The sequence below is a fragment of the Spirosoma aerolatum genome, assembly GCF_002056795.1.
Taxonomy (GTDB): Bacteria; Bacteroidota; Bacteroidia; order Cytophagales; family Spirosomataceae; genus Spirosoma; species Spirosoma aerolatum.
In genome coordinates this window covers 7,037,848-7,052,227 of the sequence record NZ_CP020104.1, presented here as the reverse complement: position 1 = coordinate 7,052,227, position 14,380 = coordinate 7,037,848, and the positions used below count along the sequence as shown (strand labels likewise).

Here is a 14,380-nt window from a genome sequence, read left to right as displayed (position 1 = left end):
GTACCATTTGTTATATGAAAGTAGTAATTCTTGCTGGAGGTTTAGGCACTCGTCTTAGTGAAGAGACAATAATAAAGCCTAAACCAATGGTAGAAATAGGAGGAAAACCTATTCTTTGGCATATAATGAAGATATATGCTCATTATGGATATAATGAGTTTATAATTTGCCTAGGTTACAAAGGCCATATGATTAAAGAATACTTTATAAATTATTTTCTCTACAATTCAGATATTACTGTCGAACTGCACAATAACAAACTGGATGTTCATTACTCAAGTGCAGAGTCTTTTAAAGTTACATTAGTTGATACTGGGATTGATACGAATACCGCCGGTAGAATTAAACACATAGAGCCATACTTAGGTAAAGACGAAACATTTATGCTTACTTATGGTGATGGCGTAGCTGATATCAATATCCAAAAGTTAGCCAACTTTCATGAAGCGCATGGGAAATTAGCTACCCTAACATCGATACAACTTCCAGGAAGATACGGTAATATTCAAACAGACGAACAAGGTATAGTTCATCATTTTCAAGAAAAGCCTCAAGGAGATGGTACCTGGATTAATGGCGGTTTTTTCGTGTTAAGCAAGGGTATTTTTCAGTTTTTGCAAGAAGATATGCGTACAATTCAATGGGAGAAGAAGCCATTAATTGATATTGCTCAACAAAATCAGTTAGCAGCCTACAAGCACTATGGTTTCTGGAAAGCTATGGATGCTATGAGAGATAAGATAGAGTTAGAAGAGTTATGGAATACTAATCAGGCTGCATGGAAAGTATGGTGATCAGGAATGAATATGAAACTTGTTATCGAAACAAGAAAGTGTTTTTAACAGGCCATACAGGATTCAAAGGCTCCTGGATGTTATGTTGGTTGCAAATGCTGGGTGCCGAAGTGAAAGGGTATTCATTAAAAGCTGAAGAAACAAGTCTTTACAATGAAATACATGGTGATCATTTATGTCAGTCAATTATAGCTGATATACGTGATCAAGATAAATTAAGAACTGAAATTTTAGAGTTTCAACCTGACTTCATTTTTCATTTAGCCGCTCAACCATTGGTCAGACGTTCTTACGATATACCTACGGAAACGTTTGAAGTAAATATGTTGGGGACAATGTATATTCTGGATGCTGTTCGTTATTTACATAAACCTTGTGCGATTATCTTGATAACAACGGATAAGGTTTATGAAAACAAGGAATGGCATTACCCTTATCGAGAGTCAGACCGGTTAGGAGGATATGACCCTTATAGCGCGAGTAAAGCAACTGCGGAACTCGTTATTTCGTCGTACCGGAATTCGTTCTTTAATCTGGAACAGTACAACGAGCATACTAAATCCATTGCTTCAGCACGAGCCGGTAATGTTATTGGAGGTGGCGACTGGTCAAAAGACCGCATCATCCCTGATATTGTGCGATCATTACAGGCAAATGTCCCTATTCCAGTTAGAAATCCTAAAGCAATACGTCCATGGCAGCATGTTCTTGAACCAGTCCATGGCTACTTAGTACTAGGTGCACAAATGGCCTTAAATCCTGTGAAATTTAGTGAGTCTTGGAATTTCGGTCCTTTCATGGAGGATGCTCTGACAGTCCAGGAATTAGTTGAAACGGCTATTCAGGTTTGGGGAACGGGCCAATATGCTTTGGTTCATAATGAGGCACAGCCCCACGAAGCAGGCTTACTTAAGCTCGATATCAGCAAAACGGTGAATGAGTTAAAGTGGAAACCCAAATTAAATTCTCAAATAGGTATCCAAATGACGTTAGATTGGTTTAAATGTTATTTGGAGAGTAGAGAAGGCATACAAGAGCTCACAAAAAGACAGATTGAGGAATACATGCAGTCATAAAATTGGTACAGTTTCTATGAGAAAGCTGTTGATGCCTTGTTCATATTCTGATGTAGCTATGAAGTAGAAAAAGAAACTTTGCATAAATGAACTTGATTGTATGATAGACCCTTTGAATTAAAATATAAATACTTTCAATTTTTATTTTTTTATTTTGAAAGATTTAGTAGTAACTTTTAGAGGATTATTGGGTATAGATTTGTCTATTTTCTATACCATACTCGCCAAAATTTTGCAGGCGAGTGGGGCGCTCATTATAATAGGACTAATATCGTTTTTCCTAACCAAGGAAGAGCAGGGATACTACTACACATTTAGTAGTATCCTGGCAATCCAAGTTTTTTTTGAATTAGGGCTTACATCAATAATTACACAATATGTAGCCCATGAAGCTGTACATATACAGTGGGTAACTACATCTGAAGTGACTGGTCCTCCTGAAAAATTATCGAGACTTGCCTCTATATTGATATTATGCCTTAAAGTCTTTGGCATACTGACTGCCATCCTATTCTTTGCGTTATTAATTGGCGGATTCTTGTTTTTTTCTAATTATAAGCTAGTTTCTTTAAATGTAAATTGGCAATTTCCTTGGGTAATTGTCTGTTTATCAACATCGTTGATGTTACTGATAAACCCCATTCTTGCTTTTCTGGAAGGGTTGGGACAAGTGAAAGAGGTTGCTCAACTACGCATGCAACAGCAACTCCTTACTTTATTAATTTTAGTTTTTGTTCTGACGGCTAAAGGCGGTCTTTATGCACAGGGAATAGCTAGTTTATTAGCATTCTGTTTGCTGGCAGGGAACTTATTTTTTTCTTCTAAAAAATTGTTATTGATAAATATTTTCGGGCATAGAGATCGTTGGAAAGTATCATACCGAAAAGAAATATTTCCATATCACTATAAAATTGCATTAAGTTGGGTAAGTGGCTATTTAATTTTTCAACTTTTTAACCCTGTCCTTTTTGCAACGCAAGGCCCTATAGTTGCTGGGCAAATGGGTATGACTCTAGCTGCTTTAAATGGAGTCTCCGCGATTTCTATGAGTTGGATCAATACAAAAATTACTTTGTTTTCATCATTGATAGCTCAGAAAAAATTTAGCGATTTAGATATAATTTTCAACAAAACAGTACGCCAACTAACCATAATAAATGGTTCATTACTACTGGTCTTTATAGGAATATTGTTGGTGTTAGAAGAAGTGTACTTACCGGTAAGAAGCCGGTTTTTACCAATAGTACCTACTGTTTTACTATGTCTTACCGTGTTCGTCAATCAGTTCGTCTTTTCCTGGGCAGCTTATCTTCGATGCCATAAGGAAGAGCCCTTTTTGTTGATTTCGGTATTGAATGGGATATTTTGTGTTATCTCAACTCTCACTCTGGGTCGATATTTTGGCGTGATGGGCATGGTAGTTGGTTATACAATATTAACTGTCATTTTGGGCGGATTGGGGGGTATTATGTTTTTGTTACCAAGAAAAAAGCATGGCACTAACTTCTATTTGTTAAAGTGCTGAGTACTGATCAGAATCTATCAGGAAAGGTATCCGTGATATGTAAACACTATTGCAGAGCCCTACGGTAGTGATGCAATAGGCCAATTAGCTTTGCATTCTTGCTGGGTACAGTATGAACGAATATAAACCCAGTGTCAAGCTTGTAGAATATTCGTTTTCAAACAGATTTCTTTTAGCCCCAATCATATCATCAATCCGGAAGATGTAGAAGGTTGAACTTAGAAGGTAGTAGAGGGTTAGTAGATAAAGTTGCTGCAAAGAGTAAATCGTTGCGGCTTGCCAGCGGAAATGGGTAGTGTAGCTGATATAGAGTTGGTCGATGGTTTGTCGGTACACATAAACAAAATAGTTGGTTGTATATGGTATGTGGCAAGTGATTTTCGGCTAGTATTCCATTATAGTAAATGCGCTAATTCGATCGGATTTCCGGAACAAGATGGTAAAGCCAACCAATGTAAGACAGATGTATAGGCATAAATTGAAACTTCTAAGTATATCTGGTAGATTGTAGTGAGATTCATAGGGCATAACTAACTTTGATTGATTCAGTATCTCAACAGATAAGTAGAAAGTCTGTTCGAGAGTGGCAGGACTCGGGTTGAGTGTTGATTATAGTTTGTACACATGCTCGGAATCCTAAACGGCTGTAGGCTTTGGTCAGTTCTAAATCCCAATTGGTAAATACTTTTATTCGTAAGTGTGAATAATATGGAACTTATAGATGAGGATTTAGAACAAATAGTGGATAGTACTCTTGATATTTGGGAGTCATTGAGAAGGCAGTGTATATTTATAACTGGAGGCACCGGATTTTTTGGTATTTGGCTAGTAAACAGCTTCCTAAAAGCTAATAGAAGACTGAAACTGGAAGCTAAGGTGATTCTTCTAACGAGGGATAAAAACGCTCTTCTGGATAGATTTCCTGAGTTGATTTATGCTTCGGAAATAACTTTGTGGGAGGGGGATGTCGTTAATTTTGACTTTCCAGAAATTGGGATCGATTACATCATACACGCAGCTGTCGATGCTGATGATCGGATAATTTATGGAAAGCCGCTGCTTACATTCGATACTATCGTAAATGGCACTAGACGGGTTCTCGATTTATCAGTACAAAAGAACGTCAAATCCATTCTAATAATTAGTTCTGGAGCGGTGTATGGCCCCCAGCCTAGTCATATATCGCACATAAATGAAAACTACAACAGTGCGCCCAATGTCTTACTTTCTTCATCATATGCTGAAGGAAAGAGAATTGCCGAGTTCTTAGGGTCTGTTTACAATAGTAAGCATGGGATCCCTGTCAAAATAGCACGTTGTTTTGCTTTTGTAGGGCCATATTTGCCTTTGAACAAACATTATGCAATAGGTAATTTTATTGATAATGTGATTAAAGGGCAAGATATTACTATCACCAGCGATGGTACACCTCGTAGATCTTACATGTATCCAACGGATTTAGTTATTTGGTTATGGAAGATTCTCATCAAGGGTAAGTCAACCTATCCATATAACGTAGGATCTGAAGAGGACTTTTCCCTTCTTGAAATAGCAACCGCAGTTGCTGAACTTTCGGATAAAGATATATCCGTAAACGTAATAAAGAAGTCAGATGCCAACGTTTCTATAAATAGGTACGTTCCCTCAACTGAACGTATTAGAAACGATTTGGGACTAGTTGCCTATTTTGGTCTTAAAAATTCAATTCGTAAAACCTTGGCGTTTTATGAAAAGCTGGACAGACGAGCTTTAACCTAGTAATAACACAGACGTATCTTAAATCCAAGCATATTTTATATGCTTATTTATTTAAATAACATGAAGGTAAGTGATTTGATTGCTGAGTTTTTAGTGAAGAAAAACATCAGGTACGTATTTGGAATTATCGGAGCTGGCAATGCGCACCTATTCGATGCCATATATAGAAGAGGTTTTACGGAGATAATATGCGTTCATCATGAACAGGCTGCCTGTATGGCTATGCAAACCTATTACCGTACGAGTGGTATAATTACAGCCGCTATCCTGACGACAGGCGCCGGTTCTAGCAATGGGGTTACCGGGGTTGTTAGTGCCTGGGCTGATTCGATTCCTGGCCTTATTATTTCGGGAAATGAAAACTCAAAGTATTTGCAGACAGATCGGGAGCTACGAATGTGGGGAGTTCAGGGCTATGACAGCACTCAGATGGTTAAAGAAGTGACCAAATACTCTAAAAGAGTAACCGAGGCAGCCGATGTCGAGTTTGAATTGGAAAAGGCTTATTCCATAGCTCAGAAAGGTCGACCAGGTCCCTGTTGGTTGGATATTCCTATGAATATCCAATCGCAAACTTTAATACCAGATGAATCTAAGTCTGAGGTTTATGTGGAAGACAAAGTCAGTCCAAATAAAGATTCTATAGCAGGCCAAACCGGAAAAGTAGTACTAGCCCTTCAAAAGGCCAAACGTCCGCTTATCTGGCTGGGGCACGGAATCCGGCTGGCAGATGCTGATCAACTTATTGAGCCTTTACTTGATCAGATGCCGATTCCTGCGTTAGTGTCCTGGGCAGGAATTGACCTGATTGATTCCTATCATCCGCTTGTATTTGGGCGAGCTGGCGTCTATGGCCAGCGCTGTGCAAACTTTATATTACAAAACTGTGATTTTCTGTTATGTGTGGGTACAAGACTTGCCATTCCTCAAGTTGGGTATGACATACAAGAATTTGCTCGTGACGCCGAAATTGCTGTAGTGGATATCGATGAGCATGAACTGGCAAAATACAAGCAGCGTATTCAATTCCCCATCAAGGCAGATGCAAAAGACTTTTTGACCGAATTGATGCAACAATCAACCTCATTTCAAAATCCTCACCTGGCAGCGTGGACTGATCGATGCAATCAATATCGACAACAGTATCCATGGGTTACTGACACGGATCACCCTGATGAAGATGGCTTCATGAACTCATACCGGTTTATGGAAAAGCTTAACTCACACCTTAAGGAGGATCAAATCATTGTTACTGATATGGGAACTGCACTTTTAAGTGGCCATCAGGTGTTACGAATGAGAAAAGGGCAGCGTTTGATGACATCCACCGGATTAGGTGAAATGGGCTATGGGCTACCAGGAGCTATAGGGGCATCGTTTGCTACCAATAAAGGAGAGGTTATGTGTCTGAACTGTGACGGGGGAATGATGCTCAATCTTCAGGAATTGCAAACAATGGTCCATCATCAGTTACCTATAAAATTATTTATTTTTAATAACGATGGCTACTTGATGATCAAACATACCCAAAAGGCACTGTTCGATGGTCGAAATACGGGTACTGATAAGGCTTCCGGAGTTACCTGCCCTGACTTTAGTGCAGTAGCGAAAGCCTTCAATATACCCAGTTATCAAATTAGAACCTGGATTGATTTCGAGACAATAATTCCAGAAGTACAAGCCTATGATGGCCCCTTAATATGTGAAGTTTTTATGCACCCACATCAACTTTTCGTGCCTAAGCTTTCACTAGCCGTACAAAAAGATGGATCTTTGGTGTCTCCCCCATTGGAGGATCTCTCTCCTTTTCTTAATCGTAGTGAATTATCTGAGGCTATGCTAATTGGTGTGCATCCAAAGTCCGAGATGATTCAAGTCTGATATTCCAAATTAAATGAAGAAGTTAAGAGTTGCCATATTAGGCACTGGTAATATAGGAACTGATCTATTGATTAAGATCCAACGGTCGGCTGTGTTAGAATGTACACTATTTATCGGCCGGAATCTAGCCTCACCTGGTATGAAAGTGGCTGTAGGCATGGGCGTTCCAGTATCCGACCAGAGTATTCATGCCATTGTCAAGAACCCTGATTGCTGTGATCTCGTATTTGACGCCACATCGGCAAAAGATGCTCAGGTACATTGGCCAATACTTGAGAAATTAGGCAAAATTGTTGTCGATATGACACCTGCCAAATTAGGAGAGCTTTGTATTCCTGCAGTCAACCTGAAAGAGTCGGTGGAGTGTCAGAATGTAAATATGGTTACGTGTGGTGGGCAGGCCTCTATCCCAATTGCGCATCTTATTGGTCAAACTCATGAGGATATTGAATACATAGAGGTGGTGTCAAGTATAGCCTCCAGAAGCGCTGGCCCCGCGACCCGAATCAATCTAGATGAGTACATTGATACAACAGAGGAGGGTATTAAGCTCTTTTCGAAGGCACACAAGGCGAAAGCTATTTTGAATCTAAACCCTGCTCAGCCTTGTATAGATATGCAGACTACTATATTCGCGAAGGTTAAAAAGCCAAATATGGAAGCGCTTACTGAAAGAATAGACGCTGTAATTCAGGCTATCAATTCATACGTTCCTGGCTATAAACTCTTAGTGCCACCTGTTTATGAGAACGGGCGGATTATAATAATGGTAAAAGTGCAGGGTTTAGGAGACTACTTACCAAAATATGCTGGTAATTTAGATATCATTAATTGTGCAGGTATCGCCGTTGCTGAAGAGTATGCGAAAAAACTGGAGCAAAGTGAATCTTTAATTAACTGGCAGAATGGTTAAAAACATAATTATTAGCGATACAACGCTACGGGATGGTAACCATGCGGTTGGGCACCAACTAAAAGCTGAACAGATTGCTATTTACGCAGCAGCCGCAGATCGTGCCCTTATTCCAATCGTTGAAGTAGGGCATGGCAATGGGCTAGGAGCCTCATCAATGCAAGTTGGTATTAGTGCAGAAGATGACAAAACATTGCTGACTACGGCCAGGGAAAACTTAACGACAAGTAAGCTTGGTATTCATGTCATTCCTGGTTTTGCAACAATCAATAGGGATTTAAAACGAGCGATTGATATAGGTGTTGATGTTGTGAGAGTGGCATCTCATTGTACGGAGGCCGACATTACTCAACGACATTTAGGCTACGTACGTGAAAAAGGTAAAGAAGCCTATGGCGTACTGATGATGAGTCATATGGCATCTGTAGACCTTTTAGTCGAAGAAGCGCAGAAAATGGAATTATATGGGGCTGAAGGTATAATCATAATGGATTCAGCCGGGGCTTATTTGCCTTCAGATGTCGAAGAACGTATAAGTGCCCTGATAGAAAGCCTATCTATACCAATTGGGTTTCATGCACATAATAATCTTGGTATGGCAATTGCCAACTCTGTAGCTGCCATAGAGGCCGGGGCAACTATACTGGATGGCTCGGCTCGTGGATTTGGCGCTGGAGCAGGGAATGCACAGGTGGAAGTTTTGGTTGCTGTATTGGACCGTCTTGGCTATCAAACGAATATTGATCTGTATAACATCCTGGATGCAACAGACATTGCCGAAAAGGATATCATCCCTGTTGTCCCTATAATCAAATCAGACAATATTGTGAGCGGGTTGACGGGCGTCTTCTCGGGATTCTCGAAGCATGTTTCACGGATTGCAAATGAATATAATGTTGACTCAAGGGATGTTTATTTTGCTTTGGGGGAACGAAAAGTAGTAGCTGGTCAGGAAGACATAATTGTTGAAGTTGTCTTAGAACTTGTTAAAAACAAGAAGAAATGAATCCGTTATTAGTAGAGGCTATACGATCAGATTGTAGAGTATCCAGCGATGGGTTTCAGGCAAATCTCGCCAGTTTACGAAATCAAGCTATCCTGGTAACAGGCGGTACTGGTTTTATGGGAACATGGATAGCCGAAATGATTGCTTTTCTAAATGAAGAACATGGTTTCAATACAACTTTATTCTTGCTTTCCCGCGATAGTAAAGAGTTTGAAACAAAAGCTCCTCATCTGGCAAAGCAAGGATTTATTAACTTAATCGAGGAGGATATACGGAATGTAGCAATTCTGCCAGAACAGATAGGCTGGATAATACACGCAGCCGGTACGCCAGATAATCGGGAACATGCATCGCAGCCATTGAAAACTATTGATGTCGCCTATAAAGGAACGACAGCGTTATTAGAAGCTAGCTTACGTCTGCCTGCCTTAAAAAAAGTTGTCTGCGTAAGTTCAAACTACATATATGGCCAGTTGAACGCAAACGTTGCTATCGAAGAGCATCAACCTGGTTCTCTGAATTGTAACTCCGTTGGTGCAGCATACGCGGAAGCAAAACGTATTACCGAAACAGTTTGTGCTGTATATCGAAATCAACAACAGCTACCTATTGATATTGTCAGGCCTTTTGCTTTTATGGGACCATATCAAGGTTTAGAAAAACCATGGGCCCTAAATAACTTTATTAGAGATAGTATTTTGGGGGGGGCAATTAGAATTTTAGGAAATAGGAATACTACCAGAAGTTATTTATATGGAAGTGATATGGCTTATTGGATACTCAGTGTATTAGCGTCCCCACATTCTGGTAAGGTTTACAATATTGGAAGCCCATATGGTATATCTCTGTATGAATTGGCGCAAAAAATAAAAACAAGCTTTCATAGGAATATTGATATAGTAGAAAAGGCTTCAAGTGGTAAGTCTTCAGCTATACAATCCTCAGTGCCAAGCACAAAAGCAATCGAAAATGATTTGAACGTAGCCCAACGTATTGATATTAATAGCTCATTAATTAAAACTATTGAATGGTATGAAAGTATCTTACATGATGAGACTTATAAGTAATCGATAATAAAAATGTAGTTATAATGAAAAAATAGGGCTTTTAGATAGAGTTTGTATCGAGCTCGTTTAATAGAAGGCCTTTAAAAGTGTAGTGGTTTTAACTATGTCAATTGATGGAATCTACGAAGCAAAAACTAAAAAACATTGACGCATTATTAGAAGAACAACTTACCCAGTCATTAAAAGAAAAGACTGGTAAACCGATTGTTCCAGGCGTAGACTACATTCCAGTAACAGGGAAAGTATTAGATACCAATGATCTTTTATATGGTATTGATGCTATAATGGATGGCTGGTTAACAACAGGGCGATATGGTAAGAAATTTGAATATGAATTTGCCAAATATTTTGGTGCTAAATCTTCTGTATTGGTAAACTCAGGATCATCGGCTAATCTATGTGCATTTTATGCATTGACTTCTGCCTCTTTAAAAGAGCGACAGATAAAGCCAGGTGATGAAGTGATAACAGTTGCCGCAGGCTTTCCAACAACAGTGAATCCCATGATTCAATATGGAGCCATTCCTGTATTTATTGATGTTGATATACCAACGTACAATGTTAAGTCTGAATTGATTGAAGCTGCTGTAACTCCAAAGACAAAAGCGATCATGATTGCCCATTCGCTTGGTAATCCATTTGACTTGGAAACGGTTATGGCGGTCGCAAAAAAATATAACTTGTGGGTTATTGAAGATGATTGTGATTCGTTAGGGGCGACTTATCAGGGCCGGAAAACAGGTACATTTGGCGATTTGGCAACTGTTTCCTTCTATCCTGCTCACCATATTACTATGGGTGAAGGAGGGGCAGTGCTGATAAATAATCCAAGGCTCAAAATGATTGTTGAGAGTTTTCGGGATTGGGGGCGGGACTGTTATTGCGAAACAGGTAAAGACAATACATGCCGCAAGCGATTTGAATGGCAATTAGGCGATTTACCCTATGGTTATGACCATAAATATACCTATTCACATATTGGGTTTAATCTTAAAGTTACTGATATGCAGGCTGCCATAGGATTAAGCCAACTACAGAAAGCAGATACATTTGTTGAAAAAAGAAGAGAAAATCACAAGTTGCTATATAATGCGCTTAAACCCTTTGAAGAGTATTTTATCCTGCCTGAAGCTACTCCTAAAAGCGAGCCGAGCTGGTTTGGTTTCATGCTGACTATTCGGAAAGAAGCTAGGATTGAGCGAAGCGATTTGATAAAATATCTAGAAGATAATAAAATAGGAACTCGTTTATTATTTGCAGGTAATTTAATCCGTCAACCGGCATATAAAGGTATTGAACATCGCATTGTTGGTGATTTGAAAAATACGGATATAATTATGAACAATTCATTTTGGTTAGGTGTATGGCCTGGCCTTAGCGAAAATCATTATAATTATATTGCAGAAATTTTAGGGGATTATATCAAGGGATAATTGCAACTATCAGGCTCGGCGAGTAGATATCCATTCGTCGAGCCTGATAGTTAACAGGTTAATTTTTACCCAAGAAATGACAACGTCGCATGCAATCTGCAAGTAGAGATCTGTTAGAAATATTCATTATAACTTATAATCGTTCTGCTCATCTCAATAATACATTACGGCAATTAATAGGGTGTCCTTTTGTACAGTTTTCAATTACAATTTTAGATAATTGTTCTGATGACAATACGTATGAAATTTATCAGCGTTATGCGAATAAATTCCCTGGCCTTTACTACATTAAAAATAAAATAAATATTGGTGGTGATGCGAATGTACTCCGAGCTGCCGAATTAAGTAATGGGCTTTATACTTGGATTTTATGTGATGATGATAATTTTGACTTTTCAGTTTGTGATGACGTCTTGGATGAATTAGCCAAGGACGAAGTAGCCGCAATAATGGTTGGTTGGGCTGCCGGTTTCACTTGGCCGGAAGGAGGTATGCACGACACACCTGCTAATTTATTAAAACGAGATTTTCCTTATTTCAGTGTCCCGACTTTTGTCCCAGGTAGTATTTTTAAAACGGATTTACTACAGGAGCAGATCAGAATATCGTACACAAACATTGTGAATCTGTTGCCTGTGATGACCTACTACGTGAAGTTATACGAAGAAGGTCATCCAATTTATGTATCACGAAACAAAATTGTATCAGCTGAAGGCCATGCAGGCTATCACCATTCGTACTTACGAGTGATGGTTGCGACCTGTAACACATTCTATTTAATTAAGGACTCTACTCAACGGCGCAATGCGTTTTACCGAAGCTATTTTACAGGGCAAAAGTACATGGTATTACAACATGCACTTTTTTGGTTTGAACTGCGTAAATTATATAGCTTCTCAGATAAATGGCGGTATTTTAATATACTGAGATTTAAGGAGCGTCTACTTTTTTTAGGTGCTTATTGCATGGCCCCTATTATAAAAAATGTAAAACTATCAGATAAAACAGCTGCAAAAATAAAGTCCTTGATCAAAGGAGTGTAGGATGGTAAACAATATGTCTGAGATAACTTCTTTGAGTTTTTGAAGTCAGTAGGAATAAATAATTACTCATAGTTAGTCACGATAATACTAGTGTTAGAGAAAAAATATCATCTGGACGGAGCCAGTTATTTAAACGTATGGCTTTACTGCTTTTTCGTAACGTCTTTTGTTGTAACGAACGTTGTAAAAGGGACTACCCCAGCTTTTTTGCTAGCATTTACTAGCTTTTTGGTCCCTTTATTCGGATATGGGGATAAAGGTAAGTTATTTATTCAGAGACTTATCTTTTTTTTTGTCATATACGGGACTCTAACAGTTCTCTCGCAATTTGTACTGATTTTTTTTACAAATCTACCTTCAAAAAGTGGTTTAGTTTTTGTAAGTAACGAGTTAAGTATGATTTTACGTAACAGTTTGTTTACGCAATCACTTTATTTAATTGCCTCGTTTTTAATATTCATTTTTGTATGGACTTATTATACAGATAGCCATGATAAGCATTTAATATTAGCACTGTATATATTTATCGCTTTCGGTTTTTATAAATGGATTTTTTATTTGGTATTTGGTAAAGATGGAGATTTTATCTCTAACCGTATCTTTGGTAATGATGATTTGAACCCTGCACAATTCCAAACGATAGCAGTAGCTGGTATTCGTGTAAGTCGCTTTGTCAGTGCAACTGGGGAAGCCTCAATGTTTGTATTTTCGATATTGCCGTTTTGTATATATTTTGTTTATCGTAAGGTATATAGGTTAGCAACGGTTTTGTTGATTTCATTAGCTCTAACTCTTTCAGGCTCATTTGTGATGGGGCTAGCTATATGGGGAATTAGCCATTTACTACTAACAAATCAACGAATTAAAGCCATCATTGTGATCTTGGTAATAGCTTTAATTGCCTTTGTCGTAATTCCGGATGAAGTTATCGAATTCTTTATTAAAGAAGCTGTAGTGGACAAGCTTAATCAGGAGAATCAATCAGGTGTTGAACGAGGTGAAAACTTCTATTATCATTTTCAATACTTCTGGTCTTTGCCATTTCCTGTAAAAATTTTTGGCCTCGGCTTTGGCGTTGTTCGATCTACGGACTGGTTATCTACATTGTTAGTCAATGGAGGGATTGTAGGGTTTGCAGTATTTACATTTTTATTTGTTTACCCGATACTAAAGCTTCAAGAACATGACTTAGGTATTAAAATCGCATTAATTACGACTTACATTATAATGATGGTCAGTGTGGCAGAATACGCTTATCCTGCTCTATGGTTATTATTAGGTATAGCTTACAATAAGCTAAGAATGAGTGATTTGATTGGTGAATGACCTCATCAGTTTGTGGATAGAGTGGACTCAATGAATCAATTTATTATACCATTACAAACTTACCGTGTATATTTGTAGTGGTATAAATATGTGCCATATGGTCGCTTAAGTCAAAACATTGATTACAGAGAGACAATGTTGTTGAAATCAATCTAGTTAAAATTTTTAGTTTTGGCAACAGAGTTAAAATATTGACCAATGTTAAATTCTTTGTTACGTTTTATCAAATCTTTTTTTTTCTAAAAGACTTATTATATTTCTTCAGGATTTAAGGTGTTCGAAAGTTGCTGATATGTCGATAGCTAAGCTTAGGTGTTTACTTATTTTTAACTTTTGGACATGACGTAAAAGCTTACGAAATTTTTAGCTGTTAAACAAATGTGCTATCGGTTGAAAATATGGTATAGCTAGGATGCAGTAAAGTTTTATTCAATTGATAGCTGTCATTATGCTTTGACGATTGGTAATGTTTGGTGGTATAAGTTACTATATTAATTATAATTAGTTTTCTATTTGGAAAAAGTATATATTTAAGTTATGAGGTAGTTATGAATCAGT

General features: G+C 38.2%; 11 protein-coding genes. All 11 read left to right on the top strand.

From position 1 onward, the window contains the following. Positions 1-14 precede the first annotated feature (14 nt). A complete protein-coding gene (gene rfbF, locus B5M13_RS29385) occupies positions 15-794 on the top strand; it encodes a glucose-1-phosphate cytidylyltransferase (RefSeq protein WP_080059057.1) in 780 nt (259 codons plus the stop codon). After that, complete coding sequence (rfbG, locus tag B5M13_RS29380) at positions 779-1,870, top strand: CDP-glucose 4,6-dehydratase (RefSeq protein WP_245859550.1); 1,092 nt, start codon at positions 779-781, stop codon at positions 1,868-1,870. Before rfbF ends, rfbG begins: the two co-directional genes overlap by 16 nt. A gap of 154 nt (positions 1,871-2,024) precedes the next feature. After that, complete coding sequence (locus tag B5M13_RS29375) at positions 2,025-3,395, top strand: MATE family efflux transporter (protein WP_218919465.1); 1,371 nt, start codon at positions 2,025-2,027, stop codon at positions 3,393-3,395. Positions 3,396-4,103: 708 nt separating this feature from the next. Continuing rightward, the gene (locus B5M13_RS29365) at positions 4,104-5,153 is read left to right on the top strand and encodes an NAD-dependent epimerase/dehydratase family protein (RefSeq protein ID WP_080059055.1); all 1,050 of its coding nucleotides are present in this window, start codon (positions 4,104-4,106) and stop codon (positions 5,151-5,153) included. Between the two features lie 39 nt (positions 5,154-5,192). Next, positions 5,193-7,034: a thiamine pyrophosphate-binding protein gene (locus tag B5M13_RS29360; protein ID WP_218919464.1), complete on the top strand. Its 1,842-nt coding sequence runs from the start codon at positions 5,193-5,195 to the stop codon at positions 7,032-7,034. A gap of 13 nt (positions 7,035-7,047) precedes the next feature. Further along, a complete protein-coding gene (locus B5M13_RS29355) occupies positions 7,048-7,947 on the top strand; it encodes an acetaldehyde dehydrogenase (acetylating) (RefSeq protein ID WP_080059054.1) in 900 nt (299 codons plus the stop codon). Then, positions 7,940-8,953, top strand: coding sequence for a 4-hydroxy-2-oxovalerate aldolase (gene dmpG, locus B5M13_RS29350; protein WP_080059053.1), 1,014 nt, complete (start codon positions 7,940-7,942; stop codon positions 8,951-8,953). The genes B5M13_RS29355 and dmpG overlap by 8 nt, the downstream gene beginning before the upstream one ends. Continuing rightward, entirely contained in the window at positions 8,950-10,020 is a 1,071-nt protein-coding gene (locus B5M13_RS29345; RefSeq protein ID WP_080059052.1) for an NAD-dependent epimerase/dehydratase family protein, read from the top strand. Before dmpG ends, B5M13_RS29345 begins: the two co-directional genes overlap by 4 nt. A 113-nt stretch (positions 10,021-10,133) precedes the next feature. Then, positions 10,134-11,453: a lipopolysaccharide biosynthesis protein RfbH gene (rfbH, locus tag B5M13_RS29340; protein WP_080059051.1), complete on the top strand. Its 1,320-nt coding sequence runs from the start codon at positions 10,134-10,136 to the stop codon at positions 11,451-11,453. 89 nt (positions 11,454-11,542) lie between these two features. After that, positions 11,543-12,496 carry a glycosyltransferase family 2 protein gene (locus B5M13_RS29335; RefSeq protein WP_080059050.1) on the top strand — a complete coding sequence of 318 codons (954 nt, stop codon included), beginning with the start codon at positions 11,543-11,545 and terminating at the stop codon, positions 12,494-12,496. 90 nt (positions 12,497-12,586) lie between these two features. Next, positions 12,587-13,822, top strand: a complete 1,236-nt coding sequence (locus tag B5M13_RS29330; RefSeq protein WP_080059049.1) for a hypothetical protein — start codon at positions 12,587-12,589, stop codon at positions 13,820-13,822. Positions 13,823-14,380 lie beyond the last annotated feature (558 nt).